The sequence below is a fragment of the Chryseobacterium sp. G0162 genome, assembly GCF_003815715.1.
GTDB lineage: Bacteria > Bacteroidota > Bacteroidia > Flavobacteriales > Weeksellaceae > Chryseobacterium.
Genome location: NZ_CP033922.1, coordinates 643,820 through 663,281 on the forward strand (window position 1 = coordinate 643,820; position 19,462 = coordinate 663,281).

The window sequence follows — 19,462 nt, forward strand, 5'->3', positions numbered from 1 at the left end:
CAATTTACTTTAAAACATCATTTTTGAGATACTCTCCCACTCTTAAGGCCATTGCAATAATCGTGAGCGCCGGATTTACCGCTCCGCTGGAAACAAAGAATCCGCCGTCCACAATGTATAGGTTTTCCAGATCATGGGCTTTGCAGTAAGTATCAACTACCGAAGTTTCAGGATCAATCCCCATCTTTGTTGTTCCATTTTGATGGGCGGGTGATGCAATATCCATTCCTTTACTGAAGTAATATCCTTTGAAGAGGAAGCTTTCAAATTTCCCTGATGCTTTTAAAGCTTTGATCAATTCTGCTTTTAAAAACTCATGTCCTTTCTGGTTATTGTCTGTGTAACTAATTTTAATTTGTCCGTCTTCGACCGTTACCCGGTTTTCAGAATCCGGTAAATCTTCTGAGGTCAGCCAGAAATCAACCGCATGTTTTGCCATTAAATCAAAGGTAAAGCCCGGAGCAGGAATCGGGCTGTCTGCTTTAATCTGGTTTTCATCTGATTTGCCTAACATCTGAATATGTCCTAAAGGAAATTCATATCCTCTGGCGGCATGATAGAAATCGTTGATTCCAAATGTCTTTCCAAATTTGGTAGGATTAGGCTCCGTATACAAAGCGATCAAAGCTGTATTCTGATGAAACATATAATTTCTTCCCACCTGATCTGAAGTATTGGCAAGTCCATTGGGAAACTGATTGTTTTTACTTTGCAACAATATTGCTGCCGAGTTAATTGCTCCTGCTGAAAGAACAACAAACTCTGCGGTCAATGCTTTGGTGCCTTCTCCCTGTTCTATAATAACTTCAGTAATTCTTTTTCCTGAGCTATCGGTATTGAGCTTTACAACTTTTGCATTCGTCATCAATTCTACATTTGGATATTCCAATGCTTTTGACAAGGCACAAAGATGAGCATCTGCTTTTCTTTCAGAAGCATCGGGGAAGCCATCAAAACGATCTAATGTATAAGGAGCATTAGCAGTGCTGTGAGGCTTAAAGTTGACTCCGATGGGCAATTCAAAAGGATGCAGTCCATAATCTGTTAATTCATCAACAATTTCCTGAATTCTTGGCTCGTGAGGTAATGGCAAATGAGGATAAGGTTCCGATTCAAAAGGCTCAGTAGGATCAGATCCTCTTTTTCCATGCACATAAAAAAGTTTTTCGGCTTCCAAATAATAAGCTTTTAAATCATCATATTGGATAGGCCAGGCAGGAGAAACACCATCATAATGCTGAATTTCTTTAAAATCCTCTTCTCTTAGACGAAATAAAGCTGCTCCATAGAATTTGGTATTTCCACCCACATTATAGTGCATTCCTGGTCGAAAAGTCTTTCCGTGTTTATCCAGCCAAACCTCGGTTGTTGTATATCTGTTTTTCTGAAAAACCTCTACAGAATTCCAGTTTTCTTTTTCCACCGGAACATAATCTCCTCTTTCCAGAATCAGTATATTTTTTCCACTATCAGCCAGTTTATAAGCCATAGTAGAACCCCCGGCTCCGGTTCCTATGATGATGATATCGTACATTTTTTAGAATTTGGTGTATCTAATTTAGAGATAAAAAAGTCAGAACCAGCTTAACAAAATGTTAATTTTCAATCAATTGAATATATTTTCATTTCCCACAGATTCCGCAGATTTTTATCTACGTAATAAGGTATTACTCAATTTAATTTTTAATCCAATCTGTGAGATTATTATAAATTATAATGAAAAATGATATAGGTTTTGGAAGGGATTTAAAATATGAAAGCGGGCTAAAGCCCGCTTCTAGTGAATTTTGATACTATTATTATAGATGTTATGCTTGTCGATTGTCGTCTTTATATATTTAACTAAAAATGTACCTGCTTGATCTCTTCTTCAATCTCTTTAGGTGTTTCATCCTCAGATTTAACAAAGATCATCGTTACTACAGCTCCAATCAGCATGCAGACACCACCTACAACCACATAATCCATGGCTTGTTTGCCAAAAATACTGCTTACAATAGGTCCTCCAAATAAACCATTGATGATCTGCGGAATGACAATAAAGAAATTGAATATTCCCATATAAACGCCCATTTTTCTCTGTGGAATCACTTCAATCAACATTGCATAAGGCATTGCCAGGATACTGGCCCAGGCAAATCCTAATCCAATCATTGAAATCCATAGATTATCTACATCTTTAATAAAATACATAGAAATTAATCCTAAACCTCCACATAATAAAGCTAAAGCGTGGGTCTGCTTCTTACCTATCCATTTAGCAATCGGTGTCAATAAAAATGCAAAAGGAATGGCCCACAGGTTGTACATTCCAAACAGCTTACCTGTTAAATCTCCGGCGTCATTGAATGCTTTTGAATGGGTATCTTCAGGAGAGAGTCCCAAATGATGGGTGGCCAAAGCACTAGTGGTAAATACCCACATCGTAAATAATGCAAACCATGAGAAGAACTGAACAATTCCCAGTTTTTTCATTTGAGCAGGAATACCTGCAAAATCTTTAAAGATATCTGAGAATTTAGATTTTTCATGCTCTATCTCTTTTCCATCTTCAAATGCAGCAAATTCTTCAGGAGAGTATTCTTTAGTTGTAATAATGGTATACAGAATAGAAATAATCAGTAATACTGCTCCTACATAAAAGGAATAAATTACATTGTCAGCAACAAAACCTTTAGGTGCTACGTTAGAAACTCCTAATTTAGTCAGCCAATCCGGTAAATAAGACCCCAATACAGCTCCAAAACCAATCAGAATCGTTTGTACCGAAAACCCGATTGTTCCCTGATGTTTGGGAAGCATATCACCCACCAAAGCTCTGAAGGGTTCCATGGCAACATTTACGGAAGCATCCATCATCGCCAGGAAAATTACAGCTAATAAAAGGGCGTTAGCGGCAAACATTTGAGTTACAGAAGCAGCATTCGGAAGCAATACCAATCCTATAGCGCATAAAACAGCACCAATCAGGAAATAAGGTTTCCTTCTCCCCAACGGACTCCAGGTATTATCTCCCATATGTCCGATAATAGGCTGCACAATGAGTCCCGTAATGGGAGCTACCAGCCAGAACCAGGATAATTCGTGAACATCCGCTCCTAAATTAGCAAGAATACGGCTTGCATTTCCATTCTGTAATCCGAATGCCATTTGGATTCCCAGGAACCCCATACTCATGTTAATAATCTGAGTAAGTGAAAGTTCCGGTTTCATTTTTCCAGCCATCGTTATCTTTATGCTTATTTTGTTTTTAATTCTTTAATCAAAACGTCTTCAAGGGCTGTTTTATCAGCCACTACTTTATCTACAACATCATTAGGGACTGTCATAGAAAGGACGTATTGTTTGATTTTCCATTGGCCGTTGATTTTTTCTACAACACCTGAACCACGGCAGATTTTCATTTGAGTGTCCAATAATTCATCAAACCACGCCAATTTTCCATCTTTATTGAAATGAATATTTCTTTTTAATGCTGTAAAATTCCAGGTTTTCTTTTTATCGAAATGAGGTTTTGCCCAAACCATAAATTCTTTTTTATTCCAGATTTCAGTAGCATCTGTTCCGATAAAGGTGGATTCATCAGCAAAAAAATTAAAGTACTCCGTATAATCAGCTTTTGCAGCAGCTGCATTGAAAGCATCAAGCATAGTGCTGATCTCTGATTTTTCTTTTTCAAATGTTTTGTTTGATTGTGCTGATACTACTGTAAACCCAAATAAAAACAGGATGAGTGTATGAACAGCTATTAATTTTTTCATAGGTATTATTTATTTTTCAAGTTCAATGATTAGTGGTGTTTTAGCAGGAATTGTCAAAGTATTCTGTAAAGTGAATTCCTTTCCTGAAATAACGTCTTTTCCTCTGGAAAATCCTTTTAATGATTCTTCAAAATATTTTAAGTCTAACGTCTGATCTTTTTTATTATTGTTGATGACTACCATTACACTTTCCTTCTCATTGTATCTGAAATAAGTGAAAACATTATCTTTAGGAACAAAGTTTTTTGTTTTTCCGGTATGAATGACTTCTTTCCCTTTTCTCCAGTTCAGTAGTTTTTGTGTAAACTGATAAAATTCTTTTTGTCCAGAAGTCTGTGTTGCAAGATTGAAAGCATTCTGTTTATCAGATTTCCAGCCGCCCGGAAAATCTCTGCGGATATCAGCATCACCTCCTTTTTCTTTATTTCCACGCATTCCTACTTCTGATCCGTAATAGATCTGTGGAATTCCACGGACCGTTGAGATCAGAGTCAATCCCATTTTGTAGGCATTAGGATTTGCATTGAAGATCTCATTCCATCTTTCGGTATCATGATTTTCAAAGAAGACCATGACATTATTGATATCCGGATAAAGGAAATCACTGCTAAATGAATCATAAAGCTTTATCAAGCCTTTGTCCCACCCTTCTTCTTCTTTAAAAGCTTTCGGCATATCTCCAAACAAAGTAAAATCCATTACAGAGGGCAGATTTGAATTGTATCCGGCAGCTTCTCCTGTTTTTGAATTTCTTTGCCAGGCTGAAATTTGTCCTGCTGTTCCCAGCCAGGTTTCTCCTACGATATTAAATTTCGGATATTCATCAGTAATTGCTTTGGCCCACTTTGCCATAGCTTCCTTGTCATTGTAAGGATAGGTATCTACCCGGAAACCTCCTAATTCAGCGTATTCAATCCACCAAATAGCATTTTGGGTTAAATATTTTAAAACCAATGGATTTTTCTGGTTGATATCAGGCATTGTTTTATCAAACCATCCATCCAGTGCATATTTCTTATCGATTTCCGAAGCGTTAGGATCAAATTGCGTGGATATTTTATAATTAGATCTCTTGAAGCCATTATCTCCTTCTTTGAACCAATGAATCCAGTCTTTTGTGGGAAGATCTTTTATCATCCAGTGTGAAACACCCCAGTGATTGGTAACATAATCCATCACCAGCTTCATATTTCTTTTGTTTAATTCCTGGGAAAGTTTTTTATAATCTTCATTGGTTCCGTAGCGGGCATCAATTTTATAAAGATCGGTTTGAGCATATCCATGGTAAGAGTATACTTTTTCATTATCTTCATTGACAGGTGTTAACCAAACAGCCGTTGCACCAAGGTTTTGGATGTAGTCAAGATTGTTGATAATTCCCCGAAGATCTCCTCCATGTCTTCCATTGGGTAAGCTGCGATCTGCTTTTTCAGTTAATTCCGGAACAGAATCATTCTTTTCGTCTCCATTCGCAAAACGATCCGGCATAATCAGGTACATCACATCTCTTGAGGTATAGGATTCCCGATCTGCAGATCCAGAATTTCTCTGCTTCAGCTCATAGGTATAAGATCCAATATTCTTTTTATTTTTTTCAATATTAATGGTAAACTTCGGAACGTTGATTTCATTGGTATTGACTGTAATAAAAACATAATTCGGATTTTCTACTTTTTGAATGTCTTTAATTTTTACACCATCTGAAAGAGAGATCTCATTATTGGCAATTCCTTTTCCGTAAACAAGGATTTGAAGTTCAGGATTTTTCATTCCCTTCCACCAGAAAGCCGGTTCTACTTTTTCCAATACTTTTGATTGGGAAAAAGCTACTGAAGCAGCGGAAAGGGCAAAAATTGTATATATTCTTCTCATAACTTAGTCTTAATCTTCCGTTTAATCATCAGCTGTGTACTCTGAAATGCTATTAAGAACACTGCTCATCATTTTGGAAAACAGCAAGTTACATTAAAACACACAACATTTTAAGTATGAACAACTTAGCAGCAAATTACGAAAAAACTTTAGAGTTATTACAAAATAATGTGTAGAATTCTCTTTTATTTATCAACCTTACCGGGACTCTTTGGTTTGGTAAAATTCTATACTAAAATACAGCAGTATTTATGTCTCATATTGAAAGAAAATAGCAATATTTCACTATCATCACCTTATTTTTTTATTAAATTTTCATTAAAACGCTGGTAAAACACAATATTAAATCTAAAAAATTCCCATTTTATCTATTTAATGCTTAGTTTTACAGAAAAAATGTTTGATTTTAGTAAAATGTTTGAAAGTGATGGACCGGACATTGTTTATCCCTGGGCCATCCCTATGTTTGCGGGCATTATTTTTATAGAGATGGCATACAGCCACTTCAATAAAGAAAAGCTTTATGAAACTAAAGATGTAGCGACCAATGTGCTTTTAGCGCTTTTAAATTACAGCTTGGATATCATTATGAAAGGGTTTTCCATGCTTGTTATGATGTTCTTTTACTATCATCGCATTTTTGATTGGGAAGTTGGAATATGGTACTGGATTGCAGTATTCCTGGCCCAGGATTTTGCCTATTACGTTCACCATTATGTAGATCATCATTCCCGTGTCTTCTGGGCGGTACATATTACCCATCATAATTCTGATTATTTTAATATTACCACAGGATTCAGAAGTCCTGTATTTCAGCCTTTGTACAGATATCTTTTCTTTTCTCCCCTAGCATTAGTAGGGTTCCATCCGCTACATGTTATGGTTGCTTATTCTGCTATTCAGATTTATGGAACTTTTGTGCATACGCAATCTATAAAAAGCATGGGCTTCCTGGAACATATTCTAGTAACACCTTCCCACCATCGTGTGCACCATGCGTGTAATATCAAATACCTGGACCGTAATATGGGAATGGGATTAATTATCTGGGACAAAATCTTCGGAACATTTGAAAAGGAAGACCCGGAAGTACCTGTAAAATATGGGATCTATCCTAAAATGAAGTCTAAAGATCCGGCCACCGTTCTTTTTTACGAATGGAGAAGAATTGGAAAGGATCTTAGACAGCCAGGGCTTTCTTTCAAAGATCGTCTGAAATACCTCTTCTATTCTCCGGGGTGGAGACATGACGGCACTGGCAAAACCGTAAAACAATTCCAGAAGGAATACAAAGAAAAAATCAGAAATAAACCACAACCTGCTCAGGCAGAACAGATAGAACAGGTAGAACAAACAGAAATTACTGAGCCTGAATACACTCCAAATTAAACAATAAAAATTCCCCAAGCAATTGACCTGCCTGGGGAATTTTTATTTGCTATGTTATTTGAATATAATTGATAATAGTGAAATCAAAACACTCATTTACTTTCAATGTAAGTAGCACTAATCAATTGATTAGGTTTTAGATAAACGATATTTTTTTGAAAGTCTAAAAATAAGTTGAACCTTTTTAGAATTTCATTGCCCAGAATATTCATTCTGGAGCCTGTTACGGGTCTGCTTTGAGATAAAAGCTGTACAGGAATGTCTTTTAGTTTTGTTTTTCCTAACGATAAAGATTGGAGATTGGAGGTCATGACAGGAATTTCATTTCCCTGAGCCCCTTTCATGATTACTTTTTTAATGACCGTCATTTTATCCGTAGGGAATCCCTGCTCATTTAATAAAGGGCCATCCAACATTGCTGTTCTCTGGTATCCTGTATCAAACAAATACCAATCATTATTTTTAATTTTATCTTGAGCAATGCCCACTTGTACCAAGAAAACGTTATTAAAATACTTGATTGGAACCGGCGAATATTGAGATTTTACATGAGATGGAAGCTTAGAATGTACAACCATTAATCCCTTATCATGATTTAATTCTACAATCATTCCATCAAATAAATCCCAACCAAATCTACCATCTGTACCATGACCGGTAAGTTGTGCCGGGTAGATATTAAAATCTTTGTATTCTTTTTTTCCGATTTGTAGAATATTGGTTCCCGATTTTAATGAGCTTTTGATTTTATTCTTTAGTGTCTCCTGTGTAAGGACAAGATCACTTGTTCCTGTATCAAAGTTAAGCAGAAGGGTATCCACTTTATTGAGTATTGTTTTTACGAATATTGTATTCTGCTCATTCATATGAAGCTTCAGCGTATCTTTAAAAGACATTTTACTAAAATCTTTCGGAGGCAAGGATTCAATTCTCGTAAGCGCTGAATCTTTACCCTTCAAAAGAATGATAAAATCTTTTTTTTCTCCTTTTTTGAGGTCTACAACAAGAGAGTCGATATCTGTTTTTATAGTAACCCGTTTGTTAGAACTCGCTATTTTGGATACCGTATATACATCCGTTTTAATTTTAGGATCTATATTCCAATCTGTTTTTAAGCCATTATCTTTTTCATAAATGACAGCTTTAGGTCCGTTTGCTTTTAGAATAGGTAATGTATTCTGGGCAAATGAAAAAGAAGTTAAAAACGAGACAATACATAATGATAAAAAAGATTTCATTTCTCGATATTATTTAAAATTAAATACAAAATTTACCCAAATAGGTCATTACAACATCTATTTTGGTATTTCCTATTGTAGTGCCATCATGAAAACAGTTGTCTGTAGGAGCAATATAAAACTGATAGGGTTCTTGCTTCACTTTAATCACAGGATAGGTTGGATAGTGCTCTAGAAAATAATCTGTAATATTTTCATTTGTTATCACCACATCCTTAAGTTCTTCTTTTTCTTTAAGCATATTATGTGCCTGTTTCATCGTAAGATTAACAAATAAAAAGTAGCGAGGCTGTTCCCCTAAATTTATGGTAAATCTATTCCCGTACTGATAACAGGTATGCAAAGTCATATCTTTAGAACTGTCTTTATGAACTCCAATAAAATGAATATCTTTGAATGTATAATTTTCAGGCAGTTTTCTTTTATTTAAAGATACCACTTCACTATTAGGATAATTGGTTGCCACACTCATAAATCTATAAGGTGCTAATGAAATTTCGTCTAATACTTCATTAAGATGAGTATTTAATTCCTGAACCAACTCTTTATTTTCGATAAATTTTTGAAATGCATCCCCATCTGAAGTCGCTGAATGCAGGTTTAATTTATGGAAGACATCCTTCAGTTCTTCAGGAATTTCTCCTAGGAAAACAGAATTATAATCCTTTTTATTAATGTGATCTCCTTTTATGGTGCCCAATTCCTGTTCGGACAGTTTTCTCCAGTCCCTTTTTGCTAAATGGGCATTGGGTTCATACTGTGCCTTGAACTTAATATCTTTGAATACAATTTCTACAGGCTCCTGTTTTGAATGATGAACAAGGCCGGAATTGATTTCTAAAACATCTTCTAAATTCTCACCGTATATTTTGATTCCTGATTTTAATTTCATAGTCATTAGTAATTATTAAATTCTCCCACAAACACCATTGTTATATCAAACTTTTTATTCCCCAGTGTACTTCCATCATGAATGAAATTATCTGTAGGAGCAATATAATATTGGTAAGGTTTTACTTCTATTCTTATCACCGGATAATTAGGATACAGTGAAAAGAATAATTCTACAATATTATCCGAAGTAACAGAAACCTCATGGTAATGCTTCTTAACATCATTATAAATTTGTTTCAATGTTAAATTGACAAAATACAGATATCTGGATTCTTCGCTAATATTGATAGAGATCCTATTGTCTGATTTATATGCTGTATTAGGCGTAAACTTTGTACTCTGATCGATATGTAAACCGGTATATTTTATATGTTCCCTATTATAGAGATGAAAAGTCGTGGTATGCATATCCGGGAGACATCTTGTAATGCGATGAAACCTGTATCTTTGAGTATCAGATTTTTGATTAAGAAATTGATTCAAAACTTCATTAAGCTTTAATGTAAGTTTTTCATCTTCCTGAAATTTGGGCTGAACATCAAAAAGGGTCTTGCACTCCTCCAGTTTTATGGCTTTAAATAATGTTTTCAATTCATCCGGAATCTCACCCAATCCTAAAGTATTGAACATTTTATTATGCTTCCCTGAAGTAGAAAGCATTTTATATTCAGTTTCAGTAAGATCCCGCCATTGATCATCAGGTAAATAAGCGTTATCAAAATACTCAATTCCTGTGTTGACTCCTTTCTCAGCAATCACTCCTGTATTAATTTTAAGCTGACGGGTCCAGTTGGAACCGGAATCTCCAGCCAGATACATTCCTTTCTTCAGATTCATGCTAATCGATAATGCATTAATTTTTCTTTAACCTCAGATTCAATCATAATTTCTTCATTGTCAAATTCCAACTCATGTACTATATCTTCATACGAAACTTTTGACAATTCCATTTCTTTTTGCGCTTCTGCTGGAATTCCATCTATAATATCATTCTGAATATAGGTAATAAGTTTAATCATATCATGGCAATAAATGGTAGGATTATCAAAACCTTTTTCATTAGAATAACGATTTCCTAAAAATCCACCGCCACAGAAATCATAAATAGAACAGTTAAGACATTTCTGTGATACCATGGCATGAGCATTCATATACACATCAAAAAGTCTATCTTTGAAAACATCGCCAATAGCATGGGTGTGAATATTAATATCATTTCTGGTTATTCCTTCATAACAAGCTCGTATAAAGTCTGCAACCTCTAAATTACCATTGGTTTCCAATACGGCAACACCATTGATATTTTTACCTAAAATCTGATCTCCTTCATCCTCGCCTACAATCAGGTCAATAAGTGTTTTAAAAAACCTTACACTCATCCTATCATTATCGTTCTTCCAAATCTTAAATAGCTCTATAAGCCAATCTGCATAGGGAGTATAATTTTTGGTATTAACGAACTCCTTTTCCATTCCTTCAGGAAGCTGATCAAAATGACCATCTGGTAGAAGAATATTAAGGCCTTTTACTTGAAGGTTTTTCACTTCATCATAAAGTTCCTGAGGGGGTATTTTAAGATTAATTACAGACAATATTCCGTTGAGTCCATAATTTTGGCCCAGCATAATGGCTTCTTTTACTTCTTCGTAAGAACCTTTTCCATTATGAAAAACACGGTATTTATCATGGTATTCTTTTGGCCCGTCTATACTTATTCCTACTCTGATATCTAATTCATTAAAGAGTTGATACCACTCATCACCTAACCCAACACCGTTGGTTTGGATCACAAAGTCAAAGTAATGATCTGGAAGTATTTCTTTAAAAATTTTGATAGATTCACGATAAAACTCTTTGGATATTAATAAAGGCTCTCCTCCATGAAAGACAATTTGTATAGTATTCAAATTATTTTCCAGGCAATATTCATTAAGTTTAGTTGCGAAAGCTTTTATGGTATCAATTGACATGAATTTAGGTTGCTTCAGATAAGTTTTATCACCCAAATTATACATGTAACAATACGAACAGTTGAGATTGCATCTACTTGCAACCTTTAATACAAAAGATGTAATCATATCATATCTTATCTTATTGGAAAAAAAATAGTTCTCCGCCATAGCGAAGAACTATACATTTTAATTTAGCAATTACAATTTAGTAGTAGCTAATAAGAATTGATCAGCTCTATTATAAGCAGCAGAAGCCCCTGATCTCGCTGTTACGCTACAATTATCAGGTGAGATAATAACTGTATTACCACCACCAAAAATAGATTTGTATAAATCTACATTTTCAGAAGACTGCATCGCTTTTTTAAGGATGTTCTTTTGCTCTAAGTTACTTGTAATTTTTAATTTCTTTTTCATGTTAAAATAGTTTTGGTTAATAAATTATAATAATTCTCCAAATATAGATATTTTATCAAACGAAAAAAGAAACTTTTACAAAATAATTACTTTTTTTTAATGGTTATTGCAAAACCGCCACTTCTAGCCATTTTAAAATTAATTTTTGACTTACTCGTGATTGTTTTGTTATAAATATGATAACTTTGAGGATTATCGATATAATCAGCATCTTTACCATCTTCATAGATGGTAGCCTCATAAGTTTTTCCTTTATCCAGGAATGAGAAATCTACCGTGTATTCACGTTTGTTTTCATCAGTAATTCCTCCCACAAACCAGTTTTCTGTACCTTTTGCTTTTCTTGCAGTGATTACATAATCTCCCGGTTCTGCAGATAAAATCTTCGTATCATCCCAATCAGCAGCCACATCTTTGATAAACTGGAACGCATCCATATGCTTTTTATAGTTTTCAGGAAGATCGGCAGCCATTTGAAGCGGCATATACATCGTTACATATAGAGCAAGCTGTTTTGCTAATGTAGTTTTCACAAAACGTGTATCTCCAGGAAAATAATAATCTAATTTAGTTTGGAAAATTCCCGGTGTGTAATCCATAGAACCACCCATCCATCTTGTAAATGGAAGTACAGTCTGATGATCCGGCTTATTTCCTCCGAATGCTTCATACTCTGTTCCACGTGCAGCCTCTGCTGAGATGTAATTCGGATAGGTACGGCTTTCTCCTGTAGGACGAACAGACTCGTGAGAGTTTACCATGATTTTATAGTCGTTCGCTTTTTCAGCAATTCTATAATAGTGGTTGATGGTCCATTGAGAATAATGATGCTCTCCTCTTGGAATAATATCACCTACATATCCTGTTTTTACAGCATCATAACCATATTTATTCATTGTTTGGAAAGCTTTATCGGCCCATCTTTCATAGTTCGTGGCAGAACCAGAAGTTTCGTGGTGCATGATAAGTTTAATTCCTTTTGAATGAGCGTAATCGTTCAGCATTTTGATATCAAAATCCGGATAAGGAGTAATAAAATCGAAAACAAACTCTTTAGAGTGTCCGAACCAGTCTTCCCAGCCAATGTTCCAGCCTTCGATCAATAATCCCTGAAATCCATTTTCAGCTGCGAAGTCAATATATTCCTTAACTTTTGTATTATTAGCCGCATGTTTCCCATTAGGAATTAACTTCGTAAAATCGGTTTTACCTAAATGAACATTTTCGGCTGTAGAATATGCCCATTGAGATTTTCCAATAATCATTTCCCACCAAACTCCCATATATTTTGTAGGGTGAATATAAGACGTATCCGTATATTTTGTAGGCTCGTTAAGGTTAAAGATCATTTTAGAATCCATTACCTCTTCAGCTTTTGGTGCTACGATAATGGTTCTCCAAGGCGTTACTGATGGCGTCTGGATATATCCCTTCGCTCCTTGTCTGTCAGCCGTTAAATGCGTTTTGAACTTAAAGTTCTGAGCATCTACTTCAAGGTGTGAAGCCGGATAATCCAATACTGCTGCTTCTGCAACGTTGATGTATAAAGGTGATTTTCCTTCTTTTTTAAGCATTAATGGAGACTGAACTGCATTTTTCACCAAACTCTGTGAAGCATTGGCATCATATGCTTTATCCCATTTTGCAGGAATTTCAGAAACTTTTGTTTCCTGATATTGATATTCCTGGGAATCATAATCTGCTACGATCCACCAAGCCTTCATATCGGTTGGAAAATCGATTTCAGAATCTTCCTCTCTGATAACGAAATAATTAAGATTTTTCTGTTGAGGGAATTCATATCTGAATCCAAGACCATCATTGAACAATCTAAACTTTACTACAATACTTCTATCTGTAGAAGATTGATTTAGCGTAACGGCCAATTCATTGTAGTGGTTGATATAGTTTTTCTTTTCTCCCAAAACCGGCTGCCAAGTCTCGTTTTTGGAATCTCTTTTTTCATCTACCTTGGCAAAACCGTTGTTAAGATCGTATTTTGCATCTTCTGGTTTGGCAATTTCAGAAGCAAACTTTATGGCTGTGTCTTTAAATAATCTCAATCCTAATTTTGAATCTTCAACTACCACCGCACCATTGTATTTCAAATTGTAGAAAGGAACTCCATCTTTTAACTGGAAGTTCATTTCAAATTTACCATCCGGCGATTTTAAAGATTGTGCTTTCACACCTGTAAACATCATTGAGAGCAAGAGTGCTCCAACTGTAATTTTCTTCATAATGACTATTTATTAACTTAAAAAAAATAGATAAAGTGCTGCAGTAAAGCAGCACTTTGCTTTATTTTAATTTGATTTTTTTTAATATACTGGGATTACAGAGAATTCTGCTGTAATATCATTGAAATACACATCGTATTTGAATGCTTCACTTACAGGAATATTTCCTCCCCCAAGATCTGCTACTCCAAAAAATTCTTTGGCTACTCCCCAGTTTGTTCCCCAATCATGATTGGCTCTGAATTTAAATTCACCTGAACTTAGGTTTACATTTTTCTTCACCCAGATATGAGGGTCAAAAGTTGATTTTTCCATATCTACATCAGTACTCCAATCTCCTGAAGCAGATCCAATCATAGAAATAGTAGTATATACTATTGTAGGATCTCCCATAGATGTTAAAGTATATTTTGATGCATTGACATCAACAGTCAGTTTATAATACCCTGCCGTTGCTACCGGAATATTTGAAGAACCTCCGCCTGCAAGCAAAGCTCCAGCTGAAGCCCCTAATCCGTATTGATTATCCCAAGATCCAGGAGTTTGAATAAGCTTAAACCCTCCTGCAGCAAAATATCCTGTATACGAGTATACTCCAGCAGTAGCCGTTTTTTGTAAAGGATATAATTTTGCATTGGTTGCTGAGTTATCCCAAACCGCAGCAGTAGCATCACCAATAAGATAAAGATCTGTATAATTATATATAGGTCCTAAGATATAAGGTGTTACAGCTAATGTAATTACATTGGAATAAAATGATGCTGTTCCTACCACTGTTTTTACCCTTACTTCTACCTGGTTAACTTCGTTAGGAGTAGCTCCTAAACTCAATAACAAGGTATTCAATTGTTTATTGGTCATTGAATAAGGAGACGTTACAACATCTAAAGATTTACCATCTTTAAAATTATTTCCTTTAAGCCCTATTTCTATTTTCGGAGCAGAAACTACAGCCAAATCGAAAGTTGATTTTGCCCATGTAAAATTAACTGCTGTATCATCTAAATGAGTCTTATCTAAAACTATAGTCGTCTTATCGGATGATATTTTGCTCTGAGCCGTTTCATTAAGTATTGCCTGGTCTTCATCTTTACACGAAGCAACCAACATCCCAAGAATGGCTATTGTGAATATTTTAAAAAAATGTTTCATTTTCAGTTTCAGTTTTAAAAAATTAATACCCAGGATTTTGTGTTAAATTCGGGTTAGAAGATAAGGCTGTATTCGGAATAGGAAATACATTATAATTAGGTGAAATTGCAGTTCCATCTTTCACCCCTCCTTTCCAAGGCCATAGGTATGAACCTCCTGTAAACTTGTCAAATCTAATTAAATCAGTTCTTCTCTGCCCTTCTAAGTTGAATTCTCTTGCTCTTTCCGCTAAAATGAAATCTAAAGTAAGATTACCTGCGTTGATTGTGGATGCTGTTCTCTTTCCTCTCAATTCATTCATGTAGGTTAAAGCCTGCCCCAAGTTTGCCGTAGAAGCTCCTCTTATTGCACATTCTGCATACGTAAGATATGCTTCTGACAATCTGAATACAGGAAAATCTGCTCCAGAAAAATCTGTTGTTTCTGAAGGTCCTGATGTTCTTAAATTTCTAAACTTTGTTGAAGGATAACCATCTGTCCATGTTTTATAATCTGTCATTTCATATTCATGGCCTGTCTGCCAGAATAATTTTCCTCTTTGATCCGGAGTAGTAGTTACAGCATTAGCACTACCGCCATTGTAATCAGTAAGGCTGTTTCCAAAAAGGCCATACCAAGCTTTTGAAGCTCTGTGACCTCCCCATCCGTCACCTTTAATTCCAAGAAGAGCAGGATTCAAAGTAGAAGGAGATCCTCCGGTACTTCCATTAATGATATAAGTAGAGTTACCATAGCTTTGTGTCCCGATCGGGTCAGCAATTAATGGGAAAATGATTTCAGGAGAAGTATTATTGTCTGCAGAGAACATTCTTACAAAATTAGTATCTAAAGTATACCCTCCTTCGTCAATTACTTTCTTAGCGTAAGTAGCAGCATCATTCCATCTTGCCGTACCTGTATACACCTGAGCGTTAAGATACAATCTGGATAATAACATCTGTACTGTGGCTTTGTTTACGTGACCATATTCAGTTTTACTGGCAATAGTAGGTTCTATGGCCAACAATTCGCTTTCTACATATTTGAATAATTCTATTCTTGAAGCCTGTTCCTTAGGTGTTGGATTGGCAAGGTCTTTTTCTGTAACAATTACTCCTTTCCCAAAGCAATCAATCATATAAAAATAAGCAAAAGCTCTGATGAATCTCAGCTCACCAATGTATTGCTCTTTATTACTAATATTAGCTTTCCCAAAAGCATCAATCAGTGCATTTGCTTGTGGTACAGTATAATAAACTCTATCAAAAAGATATCTGAAAAACTTATTATCGGAAGTCCATTTGGTTGTAGTTGTTAACTGGTCTAGCCCGTTATCCCCCCATCTGTTCTTCATTCCATCAGCTGTAAAGTCTTCAAGATTAATAATTCCTCTCAGAAAAACAGTTTCTCCTTTGTCATCTCCTGTAATATCTGCCTCACCAGGTCCTTTTGCACTTGACATAGACAGTGATGCATACACTTTTGCTAAAAGACCATTGGCAGCGTTAGGCTGAGATTCAAGAAGTTGTTCTAAAGTTAAAAGGTATTCAGGCTCTGTATTCAATTCATTCAGACATGAAGTTGTAGAAACTAAAGCGAATGATAATAGTATTATTTTAAATTTATTAAGTTTCATGTGTGTCAAATTTTAAAAATCAAGATTTACTCCAAAAGTGTATATTCTAGGTCTTGGATAGAAGTTGGCATCTATCGCATTGAAGTTTTCAGGATCCTGACCTACATATTTATTTGTAATAAGAAATGCGTTATTTACAGCACCATAAACTCTTAAGCTTGTACCTTTAAACAACTTATCAAACTTATATCCTAGTGTAATGTTCTCACAACGTAAGAAAGTTGCATCATGCAAGTTGTAATCTGACAACCCTTCTGCATCTCCTTTTGTTCTGAATCTAGGATCGGCAGCTCCATCATAAAAATTAAGAACATTGAATAAACTATTACTGTTTACCGGGTTAGAAGCTTCTGTGTATCCTCTGTTTACTCTGGCAGCATAATAAACCTTTCCTCCTATCTGACCTCTAAAACTAGCTGATAAATCAAAATTCTTATAATTTACAGATGTTCCGAATCCAAATGTCCATTTAGGTCTAAGAGGTACAAAAGATTTATCTGCATCGTTGATAATTCCATCTCCGTTTTTATCTACAAAAGCACCAGGAATTACTCTTCCATTACTATCGTAAGCCTGTTGGTATACCCATGCAGAGTAAGGCTGCTGCCCAACAGCATGATAGGCTAAAAGTACTCCTGTTCCTGCAAACGCAAGAGAAGATTCATTAGCTCCAACTTTATCTCTTCCTTTCAAATCATCTACTGTTCCTATATTATAGGCGATGTTTCCGTTCAGATCCCAATTAAGATCCTGCGTTCTTACAGGGTTAACATTAAAGGAGGCTTCAAAACCTTTATTTGTAAGGCTTCCCACATTATCAATAAACTCATTTGAAAGCATCTGACCTGATGGGAAAGGCACTCTAGCCAATAAGTCTGTTGTTTTTCTATAATAATACTCTATCGATCCGGATATTCTTCGGTTTTTAGTTCCAAAATCGACCCCAGCATTATAAGTAGTTGTTTTTTCCCAAGTTAAGTATGGGTTGTATGGAAGAGCAGTAAATAATTCAGGAATAATAGCTCCATTCGGCAAAATAGTTCTTGGGAAATAGAAATATCTGGTATCTCCGATTTCATATAAAGGATTATAAGGATAGAATCCAGCTGATCCGGTAATATCCTGCTGTCCTGTTTTCCCCCATCCTAATCTTAATTTCAGTTCTGAGAATCCTGAATTCTCCATCCACTTCTCATCATTCAGTTTCCAGGCAAAAGCTGCTGCCGGGAAGTGCCCCCATCTTTTATTTGAAGGGAATAGAGAAGAACCATCAGCACGATAACTCAGTGTGAATAAATATTTATTCTGGATGTCAATATTTGCTCTTCCAAAGAATGACTGGATATTTAATACATTCCTGTAATTGTTAATATATTTATTATATGGAGACTCCTGGCGAACACCTGACGGATCATCCATGTTAAATAACTGTTTCGACCCTTTATTATCAAAATTCTGATAAGAATATCCTCCTTGAACATCAAACTTTGAAATAAACTTATCATCATACTTTTTACTGTACACTAAATAAGCATCCAATAGTTTGTTGAAAATATTCTGTTCTTCACCATAATTCAGGCCTGGATTATAAATTCCACCTACAGCAACATTATTCTGGTAAACAGTTCTGTACGACTGTAAAGCATTATCTCCATATACCTCACGGATTTTTGCGTAAGAAGACTCTGCTCCCAAGTTAACAACAGCTCTTAAATCCGGTAGAAAATGCATTTTATAATCTAATTCAACATTTCCAAGGAACTTTTGTACTTTTTCAGGTCTTGTACGTTGCATCAAGATGGCAACAGGATTTCTTGCACCCGCCATTACATACCCGTTAAAAGTCTGATAATAACTTCCATCCTGATTATATATAGGCTTCGTAGGATCTGCTGTTATTGCTGATCCAATTGCTCCATCTGCATCAATTGTATTTTTGTTGGAGAAAATATTCTTTATATTAATATCAACTTTTAAATGATTATCAAATAAAGTGGGAGTCAATTTCATTGACGCTGTATATCGATCATAGTCGTTAGTCTTTACAATCCCCTGTGTATTATTATATCCAAATGAAAATCTCGCAGGAATTGATTTAAACAAATTAGATCTTATACTCAAATTATGGTCTGTAGAAACGGAAGTTCTGAAAATCGCATCCTGCCAATTGGTATTGTACATGGTCTGCTTTCCATTTTCCGTAACCCCTAGCATACTGGCATAGGTTGGGTTGTATTCATGTATAAATTTCTCAAAAGTAGGACCATCCATTACATCAATCGTCTTAGTCACCTTACCTATCGAAATATTTCCACTATAATTGATTCTCATTCTTCCAGAGGAACCTTTTTTCGTAGTAATAATAATAACCCCATTGGAAGCTCTGGAACCGTAAATAGCAGTAGCAGATGCATCCTTTAATATTGAGAATGATTCAATATCATTCGGGTTTACTAACGATAATGGATTGGAAACTCCAGCAGGGTTTCCAGAATCTAAAGGAACACCATCAATTACTATTAAAGGATTATTGTTAGCAGTTAATGAAGCTCCTCCTCTAATTCTAATATTAGGTTTTGAATCCGGAGCACCACCATCACTGGTAATCCTAACCCCTGGTGCTTTACCATTAATTAATTGGTCTGCGGAAACAATTGCTCCTTTATTAAAGTCTTTTTCAGAAACAGCAGTTACAGAACCTGTTAAATCCGACTTCTTTTTAGCACCATATCCAATCAAGACAACCTCCTCGATTTTCTTCTCTTTGGTGGCAGTGTCTTTAGTCTGCGCATGCATTACTGTACTTGCCAGTAAAAAAGCGGGCGCTATTTTTAATACCGTTGTAAAATTCTTCACAATTTTATTTTTATAGTTTCGTTTTTCAGTCTTAAACCCGGCTTGTAGCCAGTGTTGCAATTTAAAAAAAAATTAG

General features: G+C 35.4%; 14 protein-coding genes. 1 reads left to right on the forward strand and 13 read right to left on the reverse strand.

The features are described 5' to 3' along the window. Positions 1-4: 4 nt before the first annotated feature. The 4 genes from EG344_RS03055 to EG344_RS03070 all read right to left on the reverse strand — a co-directional run bounded on the left by EG344_RS03055 (position 5) and on the right by EG344_RS03070 (position 5,633). Positions 5-1,534, reverse strand: coding sequence for a GMC oxidoreductase (locus tag EG344_RS03055; protein WP_123908230.1), 1,530 nt, complete (start codon positions 1,532-1,534; stop codon positions 5-7). A 308-nt stretch (positions 1,535-1,842) separates the two neighbouring features. Further along, on the reverse strand, positions 1,843-3,225 hold the full coding sequence (locus EG344_RS03060; RefSeq protein WP_123908231.1) for an MFS transporter: 1,383 nt from the start codon (positions 3,223-3,225) through the stop codon (positions 1,843-1,845). A gap of 14 nt (positions 3,226-3,239) precedes the next feature. Next, on the reverse strand, positions 3,240-3,761 hold the full coding sequence (locus EG344_RS03065) for a nuclear transport factor 2 family protein (RefSeq protein ID WP_123908232.1): 522 nt from the start codon (positions 3,759-3,761) through the stop codon (positions 3,240-3,242). A gap of 9 nt (positions 3,762-3,770) precedes the next feature. Continuing rightward, entirely contained in the window at positions 3,771-5,633 is a 1,863-nt protein-coding gene (locus tag EG344_RS03070) for a glycoside hydrolase family 13 protein (RefSeq protein ID WP_123908233.1), read from the reverse strand. A gap of 396 nt (positions 5,634-6,029) precedes the next feature. On the opposite strand from EG344_RS03070, the gene EG344_RS03075 reads away from it, so the two are divergent. Then, on the forward strand, positions 6,030-7,022 hold the full coding sequence (locus tag EG344_RS03075) for a sterol desaturase family protein (RefSeq protein WP_123908234.1): 993 nt from the start codon (positions 6,030-6,032) through the stop codon (positions 7,020-7,022). A 92-nt stretch (positions 7,023-7,114) separates the two neighbouring features. Here EG344_RS03075 and EG344_RS03080 read toward each other — a convergent pair whose 3' ends face one another. The 9 genes from EG344_RS03080 to EG344_RS03120 form a co-directional block, all read right to left on the reverse strand. Further along, a complete protein-coding gene (locus EG344_RS03080) occupies positions 7,115-8,260 on the reverse strand; it encodes a hypothetical protein (RefSeq protein WP_228412847.1) in 1,146 nt (381 codons plus the stop codon). A 19-nt stretch (positions 8,261-8,279) separates the two neighbouring features. Further along, a complete protein-coding gene (locus EG344_RS03085) occupies positions 8,280-9,152 on the reverse strand; it encodes a hypothetical protein (RefSeq protein WP_123908235.1) in 873 nt (290 codons plus the stop codon). 5 nt (positions 9,153-9,157) lie between these two features. After that, entirely contained in the window at positions 9,158-9,991 is an 834-nt protein-coding gene (locus EG344_RS03090) for a hypothetical protein (protein WP_123908236.1), read from the reverse strand. Then, positions 9,988-11,274 (reverse strand): radical SAM protein, encoded by a 1,287-nt coding sequence (locus tag EG344_RS03095; RefSeq protein WP_123908237.1) that lies wholly within the window; start codon positions 11,272-11,274, stop codon positions 9,988-9,990. The genes EG344_RS03090 and EG344_RS03095 overlap by 4 nt, the downstream gene beginning before the upstream one ends. 30 nt (positions 11,275-11,304) lie before the next feature. Further along, positions 11,305-11,523 carry a hypothetical protein gene (locus EG344_RS03100; RefSeq protein WP_123860153.1) on the reverse strand — a complete coding sequence of 73 codons (219 nt, stop codon included), beginning with the start codon at positions 11,521-11,523 and terminating at the stop codon, positions 11,305-11,307. Positions 11,524-11,609: 86 nt separating this feature from the next. Continuing rightward, the gene (locus EG344_RS03105) at positions 11,610-13,763 is read right to left on the reverse strand and encodes a glycoside hydrolase family 97 protein (RefSeq protein ID WP_123908238.1); all 2,154 of its coding nucleotides are present in this window, start codon (positions 13,761-13,763) and stop codon (positions 11,610-11,612) included. A gap of 81 nt (positions 13,764-13,844) precedes the next feature. Beyond that, on the reverse strand, positions 13,845-14,915 hold the full coding sequence (locus EG344_RS03110) for a SusF/SusE family outer membrane protein (RefSeq protein ID WP_123908239.1): 1,071 nt from the start codon (positions 14,913-14,915) through the stop codon (positions 13,845-13,847). A 22-nt stretch (positions 14,916-14,937) separates the two neighbouring features. Continuing rightward, positions 14,938-16,530 (reverse strand): RagB/SusD family nutrient uptake outer membrane protein, encoded by a 1,593-nt coding sequence (locus EG344_RS03115; protein ID WP_123908240.1) that lies wholly within the window; start codon positions 16,528-16,530, stop codon positions 14,938-14,940. 12 nt (positions 16,531-16,542) lie between these two features. Beyond that, positions 16,543-19,386 (reverse strand): SusC/RagA family TonB-linked outer membrane protein, encoded by a 2,844-nt coding sequence (locus tag EG344_RS03120; protein ID WP_123908241.1) that lies wholly within the window; start codon positions 19,384-19,386, stop codon positions 16,543-16,545. Positions 19,387-19,462 lie beyond the last annotated feature (76 nt).